At 60.8% G+C, this 18,810-nt stretch carries 19 protein-coding genes; 6 read left to right on the forward strand and 13 right to left on the reverse strand.

All coding sequences use genetic code 11. The features are described 5' to 3' along the window. Nucleotides 1–750, reverse strand: coding sequence for an electron transfer flavoprotein subunit beta/FixA family protein (locus tag MHH62_RS17275; protein WP_014719538.1), 750 nt, complete (start codon nt 748–750; stop codon nt 1–3). 516 nt (nt 751–1,266) lie between these two features. Here MHH62_RS17275 and MHH62_RS17280 point away from each other — a divergent pair. Further along, nucleotides 1,267–2,931: an electron transfer flavoprotein-ubiquinone oxidoreductase gene (locus tag MHH62_RS17280; protein ID WP_020301874.1), complete on the forward strand. Its 1,665-nt coding sequence runs from the start codon at nt 1,267–1,269 to the stop codon at nt 2,929–2,931. Nucleotides 2,932–3,099: 168 nt separating this feature from the next. Here the strand turns inward: MHH62_RS17280 and MHH62_RS17285 are convergent, their stop codons facing one another. Next, nucleotides 3,100–3,993: an AraC family transcriptional regulator gene (locus MHH62_RS17285; RefSeq protein WP_003193483.1), complete on the reverse strand. Its 894-nt coding sequence runs from the start codon at nt 3,991–3,993 to the stop codon at nt 3,100–3,102. A 181-nt stretch (nt 3,994–4,174) separates the two neighbouring features. Between MHH62_RS17285 and MHH62_RS17290 the strand changes: the two genes are divergently transcribed. Beyond that, nucleotides 4,175–5,227, forward strand: coding sequence for an NAD(P)-dependent alcohol dehydrogenase (locus tag MHH62_RS17290; protein WP_014719540.1), 1,053 nt, complete (start codon nt 4,175–4,177; stop codon nt 5,225–5,227). On the opposite strand, the gene MHH62_RS17295 is transcribed toward MHH62_RS17290, so the two are convergent. The 6 genes from MHH62_RS17295 to MHH62_RS17320 form a co-directional block, all read right to left on the reverse strand. Further along, nucleotides 5,228–6,031, reverse strand: coding sequence for an IclR family transcriptional regulator (locus MHH62_RS17295; RefSeq protein ID WP_014719541.1), 804 nt, complete (start codon nt 6,029–6,031; stop codon nt 5,228–5,230). 220 nt (nt 6,032–6,251) lie between these two features. After that, a complete protein-coding gene (araH, locus tag MHH62_RS17300) occupies nt 6,252–7,217 on the reverse strand; it encodes an L-arabinose ABC transporter permease AraH (protein WP_014719542.1) in 966 nt (321 codons plus the stop codon). A 22-nt stretch (nt 7,218–7,239) separates the two neighbouring features. Continuing rightward, entirely contained in the window at nt 7,240–8,739 is a 1,500-nt protein-coding gene (gene araG, locus MHH62_RS17305; protein WP_339231490.1) for an L-arabinose ABC transporter ATP-binding protein AraG, read from the reverse strand. Continuing rightward, the gene (locus tag MHH62_RS17310; RefSeq protein ID WP_014719544.1) at nt 8,736–9,716 is read right to left on the reverse strand and encodes a substrate-binding domain-containing protein; all 981 of its coding nucleotides are present in this window, start codon (nt 9,714–9,716) and stop codon (nt 8,736–8,738) included. The genes araG and MHH62_RS17310 overlap by 4 nt, the downstream gene beginning before the upstream one ends. 32 nt (nt 9,717–9,748) lie before the next feature. Further along, nucleotides 9,749–10,570: an SDR family oxidoreductase gene (locus tag MHH62_RS17315; protein ID WP_014719545.1), complete on the reverse strand. Its 822-nt coding sequence runs from the start codon at nt 10,568–10,570 to the stop codon at nt 9,749–9,751. 237 nt (nt 10,571–10,807) lie between these two features. Next, nucleotides 10,808–11,287: a GNAT family N-acetyltransferase gene (locus MHH62_RS17320; RefSeq protein ID WP_010208407.1), complete on the reverse strand. Its 480-nt coding sequence runs from the start codon at nt 11,285–11,287 to the stop codon at nt 10,808–10,810. Nucleotides 11,288–11,475: 188 nt separating this feature from the next. Between MHH62_RS17320 and MHH62_RS17325 the strand changes: the two genes are divergently transcribed. The 4 genes from MHH62_RS17325 to MHH62_RS17340 all read left to right on the forward strand — a co-directional run bounded on the left by MHH62_RS17325 (nt 11,476) and on the right by MHH62_RS17340 (nt 13,843). Next, nucleotides 11,476–12,672, forward strand: a complete 1,197-nt coding sequence (locus tag MHH62_RS17325; RefSeq protein WP_038451225.1) for an MFS transporter — start codon at nt 11,476–11,478, stop codon at nt 12,670–12,672. Between the two features lie 85 nt (nt 12,673–12,757). Further along, a complete protein-coding gene (locus MHH62_RS17330; RefSeq protein WP_020301899.1) occupies nt 12,758–13,096 on the forward strand; it encodes a hypothetical protein in 339 nt (112 codons plus the stop codon). A 51-nt stretch (nt 13,097–13,147) separates the two neighbouring features. Then, entirely contained in the window at nt 13,148–13,414 is a 267-nt protein-coding gene (locus MHH62_RS17335; protein ID WP_014719548.1) for a hypothetical protein, read from the forward strand. Between the two features lie 48 nt (nt 13,415–13,462). Beyond that, nucleotides 13,463–13,843 (forward strand): Rho termination factor N-terminal domain-containing protein, encoded by a 381-nt coding sequence (locus MHH62_RS17340; protein ID WP_073845374.1) that lies wholly within the window; start codon nt 13,463–13,465, stop codon nt 13,841–13,843. Nucleotides 13,844–13,897: 54 nt separating this feature from the next. Here MHH62_RS17340 and MHH62_RS17345 read toward each other — a convergent pair whose 3' ends face one another. From MHH62_RS17345 to MHH62_RS17365, 5 genes are all read right to left on the reverse strand, one after another. Further along, entirely contained in the window at nt 13,898–14,809 is a 912-nt protein-coding gene (locus tag MHH62_RS17345) for a PfkB family carbohydrate kinase (protein ID WP_072435755.1), read from the reverse strand. Beyond that, nucleotides 14,802–16,268, reverse strand: a complete 1,467-nt coding sequence (locus tag MHH62_RS17350) for a cytosine permease (RefSeq protein WP_191949442.1) — start codon at nt 16,266–16,268, stop codon at nt 14,802–14,804. Before MHH62_RS17350 ends, MHH62_RS17345 begins: the two co-directional genes overlap by 8 nt. 188 nt (nt 16,269–16,456) lie before the next feature. Continuing rightward, on the reverse strand, nt 16,457–17,458 hold the full coding sequence (locus MHH62_RS17355; RefSeq protein WP_020301716.1) for an ADP-ribosylglycohydrolase family protein: 1,002 nt from the start codon (nt 17,456–17,458) through the stop codon (nt 16,457–16,459). Next, nucleotides 17,455–18,168, reverse strand: a complete 714-nt coding sequence (locus MHH62_RS17360) for a GntR family transcriptional regulator (protein WP_014719553.1) — start codon at nt 18,166–18,168, stop codon at nt 17,455–17,457. Before MHH62_RS17360 ends, MHH62_RS17355 begins: the two co-directional genes overlap by 4 nt. 70 nt (nt 18,169–18,238) lie before the next feature. Next, the gene (locus tag MHH62_RS17365) at nt 18,239–18,799 is read right to left on the reverse strand and encodes a DUF1285 domain-containing protein (RefSeq protein ID WP_014719554.1); all 561 of its coding nucleotides are present in this window, start codon (nt 18,797–18,799) and stop codon (nt 18,239–18,241) included. Nucleotides 18,800–18,810: the final 11 nt, after the last annotated feature.

An 18,810-nucleotide genomic window follows, 5' to 3' on the forward strand; every position in this document is an offset into this window, starting at 1 on the left:
TTAGATTACCTTCGCTTCGTTTTTCAGTTTCTCGACCAGTTCAGCCACCGACTTGACCTTGATGCCCGCGCTGCGTGCAGCCGGCGCTTCGACTTTGACGGTCTTGTTGGTAGAGGCGGTGGAAACGCCCAAAGCGTCCGGAGTCAGCGTCTCCAGAGGCTTCTTCTTGGCTTTCATGATGTTTGGCAGGGACGCATAACGCGGCTCGTTCAAACGCAGGTCGGTGGTGACGATGGCCGGCAGTTTCAGGGAAACCGTCTGCGCGCCGCCGTCGATTTCACGGGTAACCGCAACGCTGTCGCCGCTCACTTCGACTTTCGAAGCGAAGGTGCCCTGGCCGTAACCGGTCAGTGCAGCCAGCATCTGGCCAGTCTGGTTGTTGTCGCTGTCGATGGCTTGTTTGCCCAGGATCACCAGCTGAGGCTGTTCCTTGTCGACAACGGCCTTGAGCAGTTTGGCAACGGCCAGGGAGGTCAGCTCTTCAGCAGACTCCACCAGAATGGCGCGGTCGGCGCCCAGGGCCAGAGCGGTACGCAACTGCTCTTGGGCAGTGGTCGGCCCGATGGACACCACGACGATTTCCGTCGCCACGCCTTTCTCTTTCAGGCGTACGGCTTCTTCCACAGCGATTTCGCAGAAAGGGTTCATCGACATCTTGACGTTAGCAAGGTCGACGCCGGAATTGTCCGCCTTGACGCGAACTTTCACGTTGTAATCGACAACGCGTTTGACAGCTACAAGAACCTTCATGGATTCCTCGTTACTCTCCGGTGAAAAGAAAGTCGCCTAGGCGAACCTGGCGGTTGATGCTCATCGGCACACAAGGGCACCTCCAAAGACCTCGGCAGTGGCCTTGCACACGGGAAATGACGACCGTTCGTCAGTGGTGACTGAGAGGTCATTCTTTATCGCGGCGTGTAAACTGCGCCCCAACGTTTGGGTGCGCATCACCTTTATTGCCTTCGGCCTGTCTTTGGACGTGCTCTTGAAACCTGCAGTCTGCCTACGGGAAGCGCAAAACCGACCGTATCTTGACCGGAACGCCTATTCTGGTCAATACGGCAAAATGGTCAGTCATAAGCCCCGTTGCTTTGATTTATCTAGGCTGCAGGCAATTCAAACAAACGTTTGTATTGGACGCTGTCAGTGGTCTATATATAATGCGCCACCTAGAGAGACAGGTGGGTGCTGCCTTCGCGCAGAACCACACCGAACCTCCACCCATTAGAAAAAAAAGCCTGTTGAGCCTTGAGTAGGAGATAGCCTGTGGAACGCGAATACATGGAATTCGACGTGGTCATCGTCGGCGCTGGCCCGGCTGGCCTGTCTGCCGCCTGCCGACTGAAGCAGAAGGCCGCCGAAGCCGGTAAGGAAATCAGCGTCTGCGTGGTCGAGAAAGGCTCCGAAGTCGGCGCCCACATCCTCTCCGGTGCCGTGTTTGAACCCCGTGCCCTGAATGAATTGTTCCCGGACTGGAAAGCACTCGGCGCCCCGCTCAACACCCCGGTGGTGCGCGATGACATCTATGTACTGCGCAGCCCGGAAGCCTCCACCAAGGTGCCCGACTTCTTTGTGCCCAAGACCATGCACAACGAAGGCAACTACATCATTTCCCTGGGCAACCTGTGCCGCTGGCTGGCCCAGCAGGCCGAGAACCTGGGCGTGGAAATCTACCCAGGCTTCGCCGCCCAGGAAGCGCTGTTCGACGAGAACGGCGTGGTACGCGGCATCATCACCGGCGACCTTGGCGTTGACCGTGAAGGCAAGCCAAAAGACGGCCTGTACACCCCGGGCATGGAACTGCGTGGCAAGTACACGCTGTTCGCCGAAGGCTGCCGTGGCCACATCGGTAAGCAACTGATCCAGCGCTTCAACCTGGACAGCGACGCCGACGCCCAGCACTACGGCATCGGTCTGAAGGAAATCTGGGAAATCGACCCAGCCAAGCACCAGCCGGGCCTGGTGGTGCACACCGCCGGTTGGCCGCTGGACATCATGGGTAACGAGAACACCGGTGGCTCGTTCCTCTATCACCTGGAAAACAACCAGGTGGTGGTCGGCCTGATCGTCGACCTGTCCTACAGCAACACCTTCCTGTCGCCGTTCGATGAGTTCCAGCGCCTCAAGCACCACCCGGTGCTGGCCCAGTACCTGGAAGGCGGCAAGCGGGTCAGCTACGGCGCCCGCGCGATCTGCAAAGGCGGCCTGAATTCGCTGCCGAAGATGGTCTTCAAGGGTGGCGCGCTGATCGGTTGCGATCTGGGCACCCTGAACTTCGCCAAGATCAAAGGCAGCCATACCGCGATGAAGTCCGGCATGCTCGCCGCCGACGCCGTGGCCGACCGCCTGTTTGCCGAATCCGAGGGCGGCGACGAACTGACCGCGTATGTCGACAGCTTCAAAGCCAGCTGGCTGTATGAGGAACTGTTCGCCAGCCGCAATTTCGGCCCGGCCGTGCACAAGTTCGGCGCGATCATTGGCGGCGGTTTCAACTGGCTCGACCAGAACATTTTCGGCGGCAAGATCCCTTTCACCCTGCACGACACCAAGCCGGACTACGCCTGCCTGAAGCTGGCCAAAGACAGCCAGAAGATCGACTACCCCAAACCCGACGGCAAGTTGAGCTTCGACAAGCTGAGCTCGGTGTTCATCTCTGGCACCAACCATGAAGAAGAGCAGCCGTGCCACTTGAAGCTCAAAGACCCAAGCATCCCGATCGGCACCAACCTGCCGCTCTACGATGAACCGGCGCAGCGCTACTGCCCGGCTGGCGTGTATGAAGTGGTGACCAAGGAAGACGGCGAGAAGCGCTTCCAGATCAACGCCCAGAACTGCGTGCACTGCAAGACCTGTGACATCAAGGACCCTTCGCAGAACATCACCTGGGTGACACCGGAAGGTGCGGGTGGGCCGACTTACCCGAATATGTAAGTCGTTCGCTTAACCCAAAAAGGCTCCCGAGATGGGAGCCTTTTTTGTGGGCGACATCGATAAAAATGTGGGAGCTGGCTTGCCTGCGATGGCGGCCTTCAGGTGCCAAATGTATGGCTGACCCTCCGTTATCGCAGGCAAGCCAGCTCCCACAATGACCTCGTGGTGTCAGGCGGCACGCTCTTCACCTGGGTTGCGCAGGAAATAGCGTTTGTACTCCCGGCTGAACTGCGACGTACTCTGGTACCCCACCTTGTGCGCCGCCTGCGCCACACTCATGCCTTCCACCAGCAGCAACTGCTGGGCCTTCAATAACCGCAAGCGCTTGAGGTACTGCACCGGTGACAACAAGGTGCAGCGTTTGAAATGCTCATGGAAGGTCGAGGCACTCATGTGCGCAAATCCGGCCAACGTCTCGATATTCAGCGGCTCGGCGTAATGGGCATGCAGGTGATTCAATGAGGTGGCGATGCGCGAAAACTGCCCCTGTTGTTCCACCAGCGCACGCAACACATCCGCCTGAGGCCCACGCAAGGCGGTGAACAACAATTCGCGCACCCGCGCCGGGCCCATGATCCGGCTTTCCAGCGGATCGTGCAGGCACTGCAACAACCGCTCGACGCAGCCGCGCATCGCATCGTCCAGCACCACCGAACTCATCGATTCCAAGGTCTGCGCGGTCGGCGGTGGCCCGGCCTGCATACCCATGGCAATCACCAACTCGCCCAATACCACGCGGTCGATGCCTACCGTCACGCCATACAGCGGCGCCTCGGGGGCCATGGCAAAGGTCTCGCATTCGAACGGCACCGGCATCGCCTGGATCAGGTAATGCCCGGCGCCATACTCCAGCGTGCGCGGGCCAAGGTAGGCGACTTTGCTGCCCTGGGCCACGAACATCAGGCTTGGCTCATAGATCTGCGGCCCACGCGCCACATCGCAACTGGCGCGCAGCACCTGCACACCGGGCAAGTGAGTCGGGGAAAAACCGTCGCGGGGCGTGAGCCCTTCGATCAAGGCAACCAGCGTGGCATTGGCGTCCAAATGGCGGGTCAACAGCATGGCAAAAAACTTCGCGAATAAGAGATGACAGCATCATCGCAGGTCTGGCGGCCAATATATCCAAACCTCAGGCACTGCCGGACGAATAGGCATGAGACTCGGAGCATTTGCCATGTTCGCGCCCCCAGGCCGACGCGCAGAATTCGCCACCTCTGCAGTCCAAGCTTTTGTGAGGTTTACTATGTACACCGCCATCGGTTACGCCGCCCAGTCGGCCACCACGCCCCTCGCCCCGATGTCATTTGAACGCCGCAGCCCGCGCGTCGATGACGTGGCCATCGAGATTCTCTACTGCGGCGTGTGCCACTCCGATATCCACCAGGCTCGCAACGAGTGGGGCATCGCCGTGTACCCGTTGATGCCGGGCCACGAAATTGTCGGCAAGGTCACCGCCGTCGGCGCCAATGTGACTGCCCATAAAGTCGGCGACCTGGTGGGCGTAGGCTGCATGGTGGACTCGTGCCGTCACTGCGAAGCCTGCCAATCGGACCTTGAGCAATACTGCCTCGAAGGCCCGACCATGACCTATGCCACGCCGGACCGCGTGGATGGCAGCAACACCATGGGCGGTTACTCCGACAGCATCGTGGTCAGCGAACATTTCGTGGTGAAGATCCCGGCCAAGCTCGACCTGGCCAGCGCTGCGCCGATCCTGTGTGCAGGTATCACCACTTACTCGCCGCTCAAGCACTACGGCGTGAAAGCCGGCGATAAAGTCGGGATTCTCGGCATGGGCGGTCTGGGCCACATGGGCATCAAGTTCGCCAAGGCCATGGGTGCCGAAGTGACGCTGTTCACGCGTTCGGCGAGCAAGGCCGAGGAAGGCCGTCGCCAGGGCGCCGACCATGTGATCGTGTCCACTGATGCCGAGCAGATGAAAGCTGCTGCCGGGCACTTCGATTTCCTGCTCGACACCATCCCGGTGCAGCACGACCTGAACCCCTACCTCGATGTGCTGCGCTTTGACGGCGTGCATATCCTGGTCGGCCTGATCGAGCCGGTGGACCCGCCCGTCAACGCCGCCAAGCTGGTGCTGGGCCGTAAAGTCTTGGCCGGCTCGCTGATCGGCGGCATTGCCGAAACCCAGGAAGTCCTGGATTTCTGCGCCGAGCACAACATCACCTGCGACATCGAGATGCTCGACATCCGGCAGATCAACGAAGCTTACGCACGCATGATTGCCGGTGATGTGAAGTACCGCTTTGTCATCGACATGGCAAGCCTCAAAGCCTGATCAGGCCTTGGCGCCCAACTCCGCTGACAGCCGGGCTGCGACCTGTTTGATCACAGGAATCAGCTCGGCCATTTTCTCCAGCGGCATGTAGGGCACCGTACTGGCGATGCTGATGCCGGCGACGATGCGCCCGCTGGCATCGCGCACCGGTGCGGCCACGCAGCGGATCGAAGGCTCGTTGTCTTCGAGGTCAAACGCGTAGCCACCCTCGACATACTCATGCATGCGTTGTTCGAACTGCGCCCAGGATTGCTCCGGGTGCTGCGGCCATTGCAGGCTTTTGCCCGCCGTCGGCAAGCTCGCCTCGTACAAGCGCTGCCACTCCTGCGGCGAGTCATCCAGCATCAACGCCTTGCCGATACCGGTGCGCGCCAACGGCATGCGATGGCCGACCCGCGAGCGCATTTCCGGCCCATTGCGGCCGGGGTTCTTGTGCAGGTAAAGCACCTCGTCGTACTCACGAATCGCCAGGTGAATGGTATCGCCGGTCAGCGCCGACAATTCATCCAGGTAGGGCACCGCCAGGTTCACCAAGGGCAACTCTTCACGGGCCTGGAACCCCAACTCGATCAGCTTGGGCCCCAGCAGATAACCGACCTGGGGCACCACACGCAGGTAACGCTCGTCCACCAGGCAACTGGCCAGGCGGTGCGTCGTGCTGCGCGTGGTGCCGATGCGCCGGGCGATCTCCTTGAGATCCCGCGCACCAGCCGCCACCGCTTGCACCACCCCCAAGCCGCGCAACAGGGTCTGGGTGCCGGTGGGGGCGGCGTCTTTGACGGGGGTGGGGGCGTTTTCCTGCATATCGGGCCTATAAGTATGAAAGCGGGGGCATTATGGCAAATACCGCCCTCCTGAACACAGAAGATCCAAGGTGGGAGCTGGCTTGCTGTGGCGAGGGAGCTTGCTCCCGTTCGACAGCGCAGCTGGAGCCGGCTTTTGGGGGCGCTTCGCACCCCAGCGCAAGCAAGCTTGCTCGCCACAGCAAGCCAGCTCCCACAGTTTGATCTTCACAGGGCGAACATCAGCGTTGCTTCATGCGGTCGATGATGACGGCCAGCAAGAGGATCGAGCCACGAATCACATATTGATAAAAGGTATCGATGTTCTTCAGGTTCATCGCATTCTCGATGATCGCCAGAATCAACACCCCGGCAATCACATGGCGGATCATGCCAATGCCGCCGCTCAAGGACACACCGCCCAGCACACAGGCCGAAATCACGGTCAGCTCGAACCCCTGGCCAATCATCGGCTGGCCCGAGGTCATGCGTGACGCGAGGATCACCCCGGCCAAGGCGCCGATCAAACCGTGCACGGCAAAGATGATGATCTTGGTGCGATCGACATTCACCCCCGCGAGTAACGCGGCTTCCTGGTTGCCGCCAATGGCCATGGTGTTGCGCCCGTAAGTGGTGTAATTGAGCAACCAGCCAAAGAACACAAAGCACAGCACGGTGATGATGATCGGCACCGGCACGCCCAGCAGTTGGCCGTTGCCGAACACGAAGAACCCTTCGTTCATCACCCCCACCGCCTTGCCGTTGGAGAAGATGTAGGCCAGTCCGCGCACGATCTGCATGGTCGCCAAGGTGGCAATCAACGCGTTGATGCGCAGCTTGGCGATCACAATGCCGTTGATCAGCCCTACCACCAGGCCCATGGCCAAGGCTGCCGACACGCCGAGTGCCACGCTGTCGGTGTCGCGCATCACGATGCCCGCCACCACCCCGGCACAGGCGATCACCGAACCCACCGACAAGTCGAAGTGCCCCGACGCCAGGCAGAACAGCATGGTGCAGGCGGCGATGCCCACGGTGGAAATCGCCAGACCGAGGCCGCGCATGTTCAACGGAGACAGGAAGTTATCGATGAACACCGCGCTGAGCACAAAAATGCCCAGCGCCGCCAACAGCATCACCCAATCATCGAGAAATTTGCGCTGATTGAAACCTGGCCAGAAGCCCTTTGCTGTTTTTACCTCAGACATAGCCAAACCCTCTTATTCTTGTTCAAGCCCGCGACTGTGGCAGCGCCAGTTGCAGCAGGCGCGCTTCATCCGCTTGGGCGCGGGGTAACTCACCGGTCAAGGCGCCTTCACTCATCACCAGGATGCGGTCAGAGATGCCCATCACCTCCATCAGGTCGCTGGACACCACAATCACCGCAATGCCGCTGGCCGCCAGGTTATGGATGATCTGGTAGATCTCCGACTTGGCGCCGATGTCGATACCGCGGGTGGGTTCATCCAGCAGCAGGACCTTCATCGGCATCGACAACCAGCGGCCAAGAATGGCTTTCTGTTGGTTGCCGCCGGACAGGTACAGGATCTTCTGCGCCGCGTTCGGCGTTTTGACCCGCATCGCCTGGATCTGTCGGTCGGCGTTGCCTTTCTCCCAGCCGTCGCGCAGCAACCAGCCGAACGAGGCGTGGGCGCTGCGGGCGCTGATGTTGATATTTTCCGCCACGCTGGACAGCGGAATGATGCCTTCCTTCTTGCGGTCCTCCGGGCACAGCAGCACGCCAGCGGCGATGGCGTCGCGGGGTGAACGCAACTGCAACGGTTCACCACAGAGTGCCAGGCTGCCGGCGCTGGAGCGTTCCAGGCCGCTGAGCAGGCGCAGGAGCTCTGTGCGCCCTGCCCCCACCAGCCCGAACAGGCCGAGGATCTCGCCTTTGCGTACCTGGAAACTCACCGGCTCACGCAGGCCGGGGCCGAGCAAGCCCTCGACATTGAGCGCCACCTCGCCCTGCTCTCGCGGGCGGTAATCGTAGATGTCCTGAATATCGCGACCGACCATGCAGGTCACCAACTGGTCGTGAGTCAGCGTGCTCATGTCCTCGAAAGTACGCACGTAGCGGCCGTCCTTGAACACCGTCACCGCATCGCAGATACGGAACACTTCTTCCATACGGTGCGACACGTAGAGCACCACTTTGCCCTCGTCGCGCAGGCGCGTGATGATCGCCATCAAGCGGTCGATTTCCCGCGCCGATAAACTGCTGGTGGGTTCATCAAAGGCGATCACGTTGGCGCCGCGAGACAGCGCCTTGGCGATTTCCACCAGTTGGCGCTGGCCCAGGGACAGGCGCCCGAGTTTCTCGTCGGGGTCGATTTCATCGGCCAGCCCCTTGAGACACGCCAGGGCCTGCTTACGCAGCAGGCTCCGGTTGACCACGCCAAAGCGCGTGGGCAAATGCCCGAGGAACAGGTTCTCGGCCACGCTCATTTCCGGCACCAGGTGCAGCTCTTGGTGAATCACCGCCACACCGCTGGCGATGCTGTCGGCAGCGCACTTGAAAGCCATAGTCTGCGCGCCGATCTGCACCGTACCGCTGGACGGAATGTAGGCGCCGCCGAGGATTTTCAGCAGGGTCGACTTGCCTGCGCCGTTCTCGCCCATCAGCGCGTGCACCGAATGCGGCCGCGCTTCAAAGCTGATCTGCGCCAGGGCTTTCACACCGGGAAACTCCTTGCCGATGCCATTGAAACGCAGGGCTGCGCCGCTCATTTCCACAGGCCGATCTTGGTCAGTTCTTCCTGGAAATTGGCGCGGGTGATCAAGGTCACTTCGTCCATGGCGGTGTATTTGGCCGGTTCCTTGCCGGTGGTGACCCACTCGTACATCGCCAGCGCGGTGTTGTAGCCCTCGATATGCGGGCTGGGCAGCATGGAACCGAAGAAGCCGCTGTCGGCTTTCTTCAATTCGCCAATGGCGTCGGTGCCATTGATGCCGATGCCGATCACGTTGGCGGCCTTGAAGCCGGCGCTCTCAGTAGCGCGCACGCCGCCGAGTACGGTGTTGTCGTTCATGCCACCGATGATCAGGTTCTTCGCCCCGCTCGGCAACTTGACCAGGGCCGAGTTGGTGGCGTCCATGCTGCCGGGAACATCAAGGGTTTTCAGCGCAGCGGTGAGGATGTGGTCCTTGGGAATACCGGCCTCTTCCAGTGACTTGATCGAGCCGTCGGTGCGTTTCTTGCCGGTGTCGAGTTCGTTGAAGGTATTGATCACCGCATAGGTGTCCTTCCAATCCCAACCGCGTTTTTTCGCTTCGGCGGCCATGGCGGCGCCCTGCTTCTGGCCCACCTCAAACGCGGCCATGCCCAGGTAAGGCACGTCTTCCATGAAGTTGCCCTTGGCATCGACAAAGCGGTCATCCACGGCCATCACTTTCAAGCCGTTGACCTTGGCCTTGGCGACAATCGCAGGGCCCAGGGACACGTCCGGCGGGCAGATCACGAAGCCTTTGGCGCCGTTGGCGGCCAGGCTGTCGATGGCCGACAAGGTCTTTTCGCCATCGGGCACGGCGATCTTGATCACGGTGAAACCATGCTCCTTGCCGGCTTTTTCCGCGAATGCCCACTCCGTTTGAAACCAGGGTTCCTCGGCCTGCTTGACCAGAAAACCGATCTTCACTTCTTCAGCCGATACCCAGCCGCAGAACGCCATCGCCAGTGCCACGGCACCGAGTGTTTGCTTGAACATGGACCACCTCCTTCTTGTTATTGAAAAACGCTTTAGTCGTGGTACATCACAGACCGCCCGCCATCGATCATCAGGCAAGTGGCGTTGATAAAGGGCGCCTCGTCGGTCGCCAGAAACAGTGCTGTCATGGCCACTTCGATGGGCTGGCCAATGCGTTTGGGCGGGTGCAGGTCGAACGCACGCTGGCGTTCGGCGTGGGGGTCAGGGAAACCGTTCCAGTAGTCGACGTTGAGCTGGGTTTCGATATAGCCGGGGGCGATGGCATTCACGCGGATGCCTTTGGGCGCGTACTCGATACCCAGGGCACGGGTGAGGCCGAGCAGGCCGTGCTTGGCGACAGGGTAAGGAAAGCAACCGGGAATGATGTGGCTGGAATGGGTGGACGCGATATTGATGATGTTGCCGATACCTTGCTCGATCATGTGCGGCAACACCGAGCGGCAGCCGTACCAGGCACCGTCGAGGTCGATGGCGAAACAGCGGCGCCAGTCCTCGTCGCTCATCTCCAGCGGGTCACGGAACACGTTGACGCCGGCACAGTTGACCAGCACATCCACACGGCCAAAGCGCTCGATGGCCAGGTTGACCAATGCCTGCCACTGATCCTTGGAAGTGATATCAACCGCGTGGGCGTAAACCTGCGCACCGTGTTCGCGCCAATGAGCGGCGATCTTCTCGACTTTGTCGCCCTGGATATCGGCAATGATCAACCGCGCCTGCTGGGCCTGGAAACAGGCAACGATGGCTTCGCCAATGCCTTGGGCGGCGCCAGTGACGATCACCACCTTGTTCTTCAGCCGCTCGCCGTAAGTCGGCTCGGGCACGGCGGGTAGGGACAACGGTTGCGCCTGCATCGCTTCACCTTTTTATTTTTTGTAGTGAGTGCTGATGCTGGCGACTATAAACCCATCGCCTGAAATATCTCAATATATAAATTATCGTCCCATATAATGGGCGGCGCTTGAAAAAATGTGGGAGCGGGCTTGCTCGCGAAGGCGGTCTGTCAGTTAAAGCATGTGCTGACTGATACACCGCATTCGCGAGCAAGCCCGCTCCCACATTCGATCTTTAGTGACTGTACGAAAGAGGTTTCAGCCCAGGGCGAAGTCGCGCAGGGCATCGCCTTCCATGCGATAACGCACCCATTCTTCCTGCGGCTGGGCGCCGATGGATTTGTAGAAAGCGATCGCGGGCTCGTTCCAGTCCAGCACGCTCCATTCAAAGCGTCCGCAACCATTGTCAAAGGCGATCTTGGCCAAGTGGCGCAACAACTTCTTGCCCGCCCCGCCGCCGCGTTGCTCCGGGTTGATGTACAGGTCTTCGAGGTACAGGCAGTTACTGCCCAGCCACGTCGAGTAACTGAAAAAGAACACCGCAAAGCCAATCGGCAAGCCGTCGCGCAAGCAGATCAGGCCATGGGCCGTGGCGCCTTCGCTGAAGAGGCTGCGCTCGATGTCCACCACGCTGGCGATCACTTCATGCCGAGCTTTCTCGTACTCGGCAAGTTCAGTGATAAAGGTCAGGATCTGCGCAGCATCGCTGGGCACGGCGGGGCGAATCTCGATGGTCATGGGCGAGCCTTGGGCAAATTCAAAGGCCACATACTAAGACGGTTTGATGGCCGTTTGCAGTGCAATTGATGCCGACGAGCGCGTTTCACTCCGGCGCGGGGTGATGCAAGCATCAGCAACCACAGAACAAAGCCTGCGCACGCCCATGGTAAACAATGAGCATAAATCCAACGATCAGAGACCTGCTCATGCACGTTACGCCACCCGTGGGCACGAAGACATTCGCGCTGTTCTGCCTCGCCAGTTTTCTGTTGTCGCTGTCTTACGGCTCGACCTTTTTGTTGTCACTGCTGATCCATGCCCGTGGCGGTAATGAACACGACGCGGGCAGTGTCATTGCCACGGCGATGCTCAGCACCTTTGTAGCGGTCGTGCTTTCCGGGCATCTGGCTGACGCGCTGGGCGCGGCGCGGGCCATTGCAAGCACCGGCGTATTGTTGGTGGTGGCCTGCCTGGGGTTTGCCCTGACGCCAGGGTTTGGCCAAGGCTTGATGCTGTTTGGATTGTCTCTTGGTTTGGGCTGGGGCGTGTTTTATACCCTGGGCCCGATCATCGTGACGCTGCTGGTGGAACCGCGCCAGCGGGCCAAATATTTCGCCTTGCTCTCGGGCAGTATGTTGAGCGGCATAGGTTCCGGCCCTTTGCTGGGACGCGCCGCCACTGCGCTGGACCTGCCCCTGACAACCGCGTTCTATATCGCCGGGCTCGCCAGCCTCGCCGGGGTGGTGATGTTCTGGCGCATGGGCACTCGGTTGCGACAGCACGCGAATGTGCCAACCGCCAGGATTTCCTGGCGCGCAAGCCGCCGCGTCCTGTCTTCCAAGGCGGCGTTCGCGATCCTGATGGTCGGACTGGGCGGCTGCGTATTCGGGGGGCTGTCTTCGTTCCAGACCAGCTATGCCGTGGCCCATAAGCTGGACTATTCACTGTTCTTCGCGGGTTTCCTGACAGCGGCTATTACCAGCCGCCTGCTGATCGCCGGTTTCGTGGTCAAGCGCGATGCGTACCAGGCTGCCTGCGTGTTATCCGGGGTAATGTTCGGCGCGATCGCGCTGTTCGCGTTTGGTGTCAGCGGCAACCTCAGTTATGTGCTCGCCGCCGCCACGCTAGGGATCGGGTATGGCCTGACGTATTCGGTGATCAACGGCCTGGTGGCCAACGAAGCGCCCAGCGGCACCACTTCTCAGGCGTTGTTGCTGTTCAGCCTGGCGTACTTTATCGGCGTCTTCGGGTTTCCCTGGCTCGCAGGCAAGATCATCGTCGACTTCGGCCTTGCGACAATGATGCTGAGCGTACTGGTGATCGCCGCACTCAATTGGGCGATCACGGTGGCGCGCTTGATAGCGCGTCGGGTATCGGCACACAAAGTGATACAGGTGAGCTGATACCGTTCGTCGCCATCCCGGCACGATCAGCAATCGCGGGCAGACCAATACAGGGTAAGGACATTAATTATATGGAGACACCCTGATGAAACATTCCAAATTTGCTGCCCTCGCCCTCACCGGCCTGTTGTCTGCCGCGTCCTTGAGCGCCTTCGCGGCTAGCTCGACCACTGGCCCCACCGATCCAACGCCGGACGCCACTACCGAATCGCAAAAATCGATGGGCACCGGCATGGACACCAACGGCGGCGCGATCATCGACAACAGCGCTGACCCGCGCACCAAAGGCAACGACACCCAGCGCCAGGCACCGGCGGCCGTGGGCAACGGCAAGATGGGCCCTGGCACGAGCAACAATGAGCCGAAGATCAACAAGGGCGACGACTCGAACATCCCCGGCGCGCAGAAACAACCAGCGCCTTGATGCCCCCTTGGTACGACCAACGCCCGACCATTTCCCCGTGAAGAGGTACGCATGAACGTCGATAGAAACCTTGAAAAAGAAGTCCTCACCCGCCTGCTGCACGCCCACCCGCAAGGCTTGGGCAAGGAGGTGCTGGACAATTACCGCGGTGAAAAAGAGGTCGCCAGTGTCTTGGCGTTCCTGCAGGACCGCGGGCTGATCAAGGATGGGCATGTGACCACCGACGACGCCGGCGAATACGCGTTGAACCTGCCGATCAAGCTCACCGCTTCGGGTGTGGATGAGGCGCGCAAGCTCGACGCTCAAAGCACTGAGTAATCCATTTCTGGCCTGGCCCCGCGACCGGGGCCAGAAGGAGTTTTAGCGATGCCTCGTGGAAGCAAAGCCAAATACACCGACGAACAGAAACGCAAGGCCGCTCATATCGAAGACAGTTATGAGCACAAGGGACTGCCCAAGGACGAGGCCGAAGCCCGCGCCTGGGCCACCGTGAACAAACAGTCTGGCGGTGGTGAAAGAGCCGGCGGATCAGGTCGAGGCAAGGCGCCGGCCAAGAAGGCCCAGGACCGGCAGGAATCGGCCAAGCGTGCCGCTGCCAGCCGTGAAGGCCACCCACGCAGCAGTGGGGCTTCGCTGGGTACGCAGACCAAGGAAAGTTTGATGAAAGAGGCGCGGGAAAAGAATATTCCGGGACGCTCGACCATGCGCAAAGATGAGTTGATCCAGGCCCTGAAAAAAGCCGGTTAAACGCAGGACCCATTGTGGGAGCGGGCTTGCTCGCTCCCACAGGGTTGTGCGTATTTATTCAGCCAGCAATGCGTCGACTTCGGTGACGCCAGGTGAGGTGGCCGGCCCCCAGCGGGTTACCGCCAATGCCGCCGCTGCGTTCGCTCGACGCGCCGCCTCAACCGGTTTCAAGCCCTTCGCCAACCCGGCAATAAATACCCCTGCATGCGCATCCCCCGCACCATTGCTGTCCACCGCCTTAACCTTGAAGCCAGGTACATGCTCAGTCTGTGCCCCACGCCCTACCCAGCAACCATTTGGCCCATCACGCACAACCAGCAGTGCCTGCACGTGCTGACTCAGCATGGGCAGCGCCTGACTCATATCCGCCGCCCCGGTAAACGCGAGGGCTTCAGGGCCATTGCTGGTCCAGATGTCGATACGCGGCAACAACGCGCGCATCAACGCCGAGTCCGGCGCCTTGACCAGCGGGCCTGGGTCGAACACCACCACGATCTCTCGCGGCAGCGCCAGCAGCCAGTCAAGCAACGGCTGTGCCTTACCTTCAAGCAGCAAGCTGTAGCCACTGACGTACACGTAATCATCAACACGCGGGACGATCTGGGCCAAGTCGTCGGCGCTCAGCTCACCCTCGGCGCCGAGATGGGAAATGAAGGTGCGTTCGGTGCTCGCTTCAGTCAGCGACACGCACAACCCGGTATCTTTGCCAGCGCTGGCCGCCAAGGTCATTTCAATACCTTCGGCCTGCATCGCGGCGCGCGCCAGCTCGCCAAAGCGCCCATCGCCATGGCGACCCAGGTAAACCACCGGCAACCCATTGCGCCGCGCCGCAGCCATTACGTTGAAACCGCCACCGACCTGGAAACTGGCGGAGTTGGCCAGCACGTCACCGCCGCTTGCCGGCAGGGTGTCGAGGCCCATGACCAGGTCGACAATGACCTGGCCGGTATGCAGCAATCTAGACATTGGCGCTCTCTGCTAAAGCAGGACGACGGTCAGCCGCGCCGCCCAGTACTGCATATAGTCCGCCGGCTACCAGGAAGGTCACGATCCAGCCCAGGCCGTTATGGCCCAGCCAGGAGTCGGACAACGGCCCGGCAAACCAGATGTTTTCGGCGGTGGTGCCGATGGTGGTGAAGCTGAACCCCAGCACAATGGCCACGGCCCAGGCGCCAAATGCACGCCACTCCACACCGCCGCGATACCAGTAGGCACTGCTGGGGCTGACGTCCAGCAGGTCGGTGGGGCTGTAGTAATGACGGTGAATCAAGTCGACCACGAAGATCCCGACCCACGCCGTAATCGGCACCGCCAGCAGCGAAATGAAGGTGATGAACGGGCCATAGAAGCTGTCGGCGATCAGCATGAAATAGATGGAGCCAGCAAAGATCGCGACGATATCGACAATCACCGCGTGCACGCGCTTGACCTTCAAACCCAAGGTCAACGTCGTCAGACCGGCCGAATACACCGACAGGTTGTTTGACAGCAACAGCCCGCCGAACGCGGTGATCAGGTAAGGCACCGCCATCCAGGTCGGCAGCATGTCGCGGATTGCGATGATCGGATCGGTGGCCGACGCCAGGTCGTTGTTACCCACCGACAGCAGGCCGCCCAGGGTAATCAGCAACACCAGCGGAATACCCGCGCCAAAAGCGGCGCTGGCCACCAGGCGTACAGCCTTGACGCTGCGGTGCTGGTAGCGCGACATATCGGCACCGGCGTTGGCCCAACCAATGCCGGTGCCGGCGGCCATGGTGCCTACGCCAATGATCATCGCGCTCAACGGCGCCGGGGTGGCGTTGAACACCGCACTCCAGTCGATGGTGGCGCACAGAAAGCCGCCCACCAGAATGTTCAGGCCGCCGAATACGTAGGTCGCCCACTTCTGGATCACCAACAACGTGGCGTGGCCGAGGCCCGATACGGCCAGGGTCAGCAGCACGAAGATGGCAATGAAGATCAGGGTGAGCAGCGGCGCGCTCTTGGCCTCCACTGCCGAGCCGAACAGGATAGAGCTCAACGACAACAACACGAAGGCTGCGGTGGTGGTGTTGACGGTTTCCCAACCCAGGCGCGACATCAGCGACACCAAGGTCGGGCCGATATTGCCGCGCACGCCGAAGATGGCGCGGGACAAGGTCAGGCTGGGCGCGCGACCACGGCGACCGGCAATGGAGATAATGCCAACCACGGCAAAGGAACCAGCGGCGCCAAGAATCGCGACGATGATCGCCTGCCAGATGGCCAAGCCACGAAACGCCACCAGCGTTGCACCAAGGGGCAAACCGAGGATGCTGATATTGGCCGCGAACCACACCCAGAACAGTTGCAGCGGATGGCCGTTGCACTCACCTTCCGGGACCGGCTCGATGCCGCGTGTTTCCAGTTGCCCGGCGCTTTGGCCGGAAGAGGGAATGCTCATGAAAGGGTGCTCCTGGTGCCTGTATTGTTGTGGTTGTGGCAGCGAGTCGAATCTTTATCCAGTCTTCCTGACTCAACGCTTTTGAATGTGGGAGCTGGCTTGCCTGCGATTGCGGTGGGTCAACCAACCCATCAGCCACTGGAAAACCGCTATCGCAGGCAAGCCAGCTCCCACATTTAGTTCCGTGTTTATCGCAAGGCCAATAACCCCTGGACCAGCGGCTGCAAGTCCAGGCCATTGACCCGCTTGACCTGTTCAACCAAAGCCTCAGGCCAGCACTGCATGCCCAGGCACGCCCCCAGCATGGCGCCGAGGATCGCGGCAATGGTGTCGGTGTCGCCGCCCAGGCTGGCCGCCAGGCACAGGGCTTCGAAGGCATTCATATCACCTGACGCCACTTGCTGGGCCAAGGCAAACGAGACCACCACCGATTCCTGGGAAGCCACCGAAGTACCGATCAACTCGTAAAGCAGGTCGGCAAACAACGCTTTGTCGCCGCTGCCGACGCTCAAGGTGCGAGCCCAACTGATGCGGGTAGAAATGCGTCCGCCCGCGATCCAGTGACCATGGCTTTCAGCCTGTCGGGCAATCTGGGTGCCGATATTCAGGGCTTCCCCCAGGTCCACGCCATTGATGCCTGCCGAGACCACCGCCGCCACGGCCGCAGCGCTGGAAATACCCAGGCTGGTGTTATGCGTGACCTGGCACGCCTGGATCACCGCCTGGACAAACCGCCCCGGGTCGCCAACATCGGCGGCGATGCCCACCGGGGTGATGCGCATGGCCGCGCCATTGGTAGTGCCGTAGCGCCCGGATTCTTCCGGGGTATGGCCGGCGAGGATCATGTCGATCGCGCGCTTGGTGGACGGCCCGAGCAAGTCCTGGGAACCCTTGGCGCGCATCCCCGCTTCCCAGTCGATCAGGCGCTGGGCAAGCACGGCGGGCTCGATCTGGCCCTGGCCTTGCACCAGTAACTCGGCAACCAGGATGGCTTGTTCGGTGTCATCGGTGATGGAACCGGCAGGCATGTTGGGCGCAATGGGCTGGTCCGCGTCGGCGTCTTCCAAGGCGGTGATAGCACCGAAGCGCTGTTGAACCTGCTCGCGGCTCAAGGATTGGGTGGGCATGCCCAAGGCATCGCCCAGGGCCAGGCCATAAAAGGCGCCAAGTGCGCGATTTTTTCGGGTCATTTCGACGCTCCAAACTGCAGATGCAGGCGAAAGTGCAGCGGGTCAAGCAGGCTTTCGACATGCTCCATGAAACGCTCGCGACGATCATAGGTGGTGCGCGACGCCTTGAGAAATACCGTACCGCTGGGGCGCCCGAGTAATTCGGCGTCTTCATCACTCAGGGGTTCGGCACCGATCCACTGGTCGCCGTCGGCCCCGACGTAGCCGTAGGCGGCCAGGGTGATGGTCAGGGAATTATCGATCAGCCCAATGTGGGGCAGGTTTTCCAGGTCGCCAACGGCCGGCATCAACGAGCGTTCCAGCGACACCGCTATACCGTCAGCCGTGCGCCGGAGGCGGTCGAGGGTAATGAACTGGTCGGTGCCGAAACGGCTGAACAGATCCGGGCGCGTCACGGTCTCGAAACGCAGGGTATCGGTGCTTACTTGGGCGCCCGTATCGGCCAGGGCCTGGGCCCAACCGCTGCGTTGGTCCAACACCATGCCGTCAAAGGTGACAATCGAACCGACGCCGCTTTGGGTGGCGATGTAGTTGCGACGTTTGAGCTCGGCCAGCGCCTCGCGCAGCGTGCCCCGGCTGACCGCAAACTCCTCGGCCAGTTGGTGCTCGCCCGGCAATAGGAAACCGTCGGCCATGACGCCACCTTCGATACGGCGGATGAGCTCATCGACGACGCGTTTTTTCTTATCAAATCGAACATGTCTAATCATGTACAAATTGATAACCGAAAGCGCGCGTTTACCGCAAGAGGATTATTTCAGGCTGAAGACAAAAACCGCCTCAGGGCTCCAGGCCGATGGGGAAAAACTCCCCGCCGCTCCAGACGCCAAGCCAGTTCTGACCGTTGATCGGACGGCTCACCGCCAGCTCCACCAACTGGTAAAAAACGTTGCGATGCACGAGGGCTTCGAGGTTGGTGCGAACGCGCACATAGGGGGCGGGTTCCTGGGTGATGGGGTCGGTCACCACCCGCAGCGGGTGTTCGAGGCCTGCCTCGAGCTGTTCGTCGACGTTGGTGGTAAAGCGCAATACCTGGCTTTCGCCCTGCCCTTGCACATCCAGGGTCACTGCGACAAACGGCGCATCATCCACACGGATGCCGACCTTCTCCACGGGCGTCACCAGGAAATAATCATCGCCATCGCGGCGGATGATGTTGGAGAACAGCTTGACCATCGGCTTTCGCCCGATGGGTGTGCCCTGGTAGAACCAGGTGCCATCGCGGGCGATGCGCATGTCGATGTTGCCGCAGAAATCCGGGTTCCACAGATGCACCGGTGCCGGCCCCTTGCCCTTGGGCAGTTGGGCCAATAAATCATTGGCCTTGGCGGAATCGGTCATGGCGGGCTCCT

This window comes from Pseudomonas sp. FSL L8-0168, from assembly GCF_037976155.1.
In the GTDB taxonomy this organism is placed as follows: domain Bacteria; phylum Pseudomonadota; class Gammaproteobacteria; order Pseudomonadales; family Pseudomonadaceae; genus Aquipseudomonas; species Aquipseudomonas paracarnis.

Coding starts and splice junctions, on each gene's coding strand:
- MHH62_RS17275 (WP_014719538.1), bottom strand. CDS start 750: ATGAAGGTTCTTGTAGCTGTCAAACGCGTTGTCGATTACAACGTGAAA.
- MHH62_RS17285 (WP_003193483.1), bottom strand. CDS start 3,993: ATGCTGTTGACCCGCCATTTGGACGCCAATGCCACGCTGGTTGCCTTG.
- MHH62_RS17290 (WP_014719540.1), top strand. CDS start 4,175: ATGTACACCGCCATCGGTTACGCCGCCCAGTCGGCCACCACGCCCCTC.
- MHH62_RS17295 (WP_014719541.1), bottom strand. CDS start 6,031: ATGCAGGAAAACGCCCCCACCCCCGTCAAAGACGCCGCCCCCACCGGC.
- araH (WP_014719542.1), bottom strand. CDS start 7,217: ATGTCTGAGGTAAAAACAGCAAAGGGCTTCTGGCCAGGTTTCAATCAG.
- araG (WP_339231490.1), bottom strand. CDS start 8,739: ATGAGCGGCGCAGCCCTGCGTTTCAATGGCATCGGCAAGGAGTTTCCC.
- MHH62_RS17310 (WP_014719544.1), bottom strand. CDS start 9,716: ATGTTCAAGCAAACACTCGGTGCCGTGGCACTGGCGATGGCGTTCTGC.
- MHH62_RS17315 (WP_014719545.1), bottom strand. CDS start 10,570: ATGCAGGCGCAACCGTTGTCCCTACCCGCCGTGCCCGAGCCGACTTAC.
- MHH62_RS17320 (WP_010208407.1), bottom strand. CDS start 11,287: ATGACCATCGAGATTCGCCCCGCCGTGCCCAGCGATGCTGCGCAGATC.
- MHH62_RS17325 (WP_038451225.1), top strand. CDS start 11,476: ATGCACGTTACGCCACCCGTGGGCACGAAGACATTCGCGCTGTTCTGC.
- MHH62_RS17330 (WP_020301899.1), top strand. CDS start 12,758: ATGAAACATTCCAAATTTGCTGCCCTCGCCCTCACCGGCCTGTTGTCT.
- MHH62_RS17335 (WP_014719548.1), top strand. CDS start 13,148: ATGAACGTCGATAGAAACCTTGAAAAAGAAGTCCTCACCCGCCTGCTG.
- MHH62_RS17340 (WP_073845374.1), top strand. CDS start 13,463: ATGCCTCGTGGAAGCAAAGCCAAATACACCGACGAACAGAAACGCAAG.
- MHH62_RS17345 (WP_072435755.1), bottom strand. CDS start 14,809: ATGTCTAGATTGCTGCATACCGGCCAGGTCATTGTCGACCTGGTCATG.
- MHH62_RS17350 (WP_191949442.1), bottom strand. CDS start 16,268: ATGAGCATTCCCTCTTCCGGCCAAAGCGCCGGGCAACTGGAAACACGC.
- MHH62_RS17355 (WP_020301716.1), bottom strand. CDS start 17,458: ATGACCCGAAAAAATCGCGCACTTGGCGCCTTTTATGGCCTGGCCCTG.
- MHH62_RS17360 (WP_014719553.1), bottom strand. CDS start 18,168: ATGATTAGACATGTTCGATTTGATAAGAAAAAACGCGTCGTCGATGAG.
- MHH62_RS17365 (WP_014719554.1), bottom strand. CDS start 18,799: ATGACCGATTCCGCCAAGGCCAATGATTTATTGGCCCAACTGCCCAAG.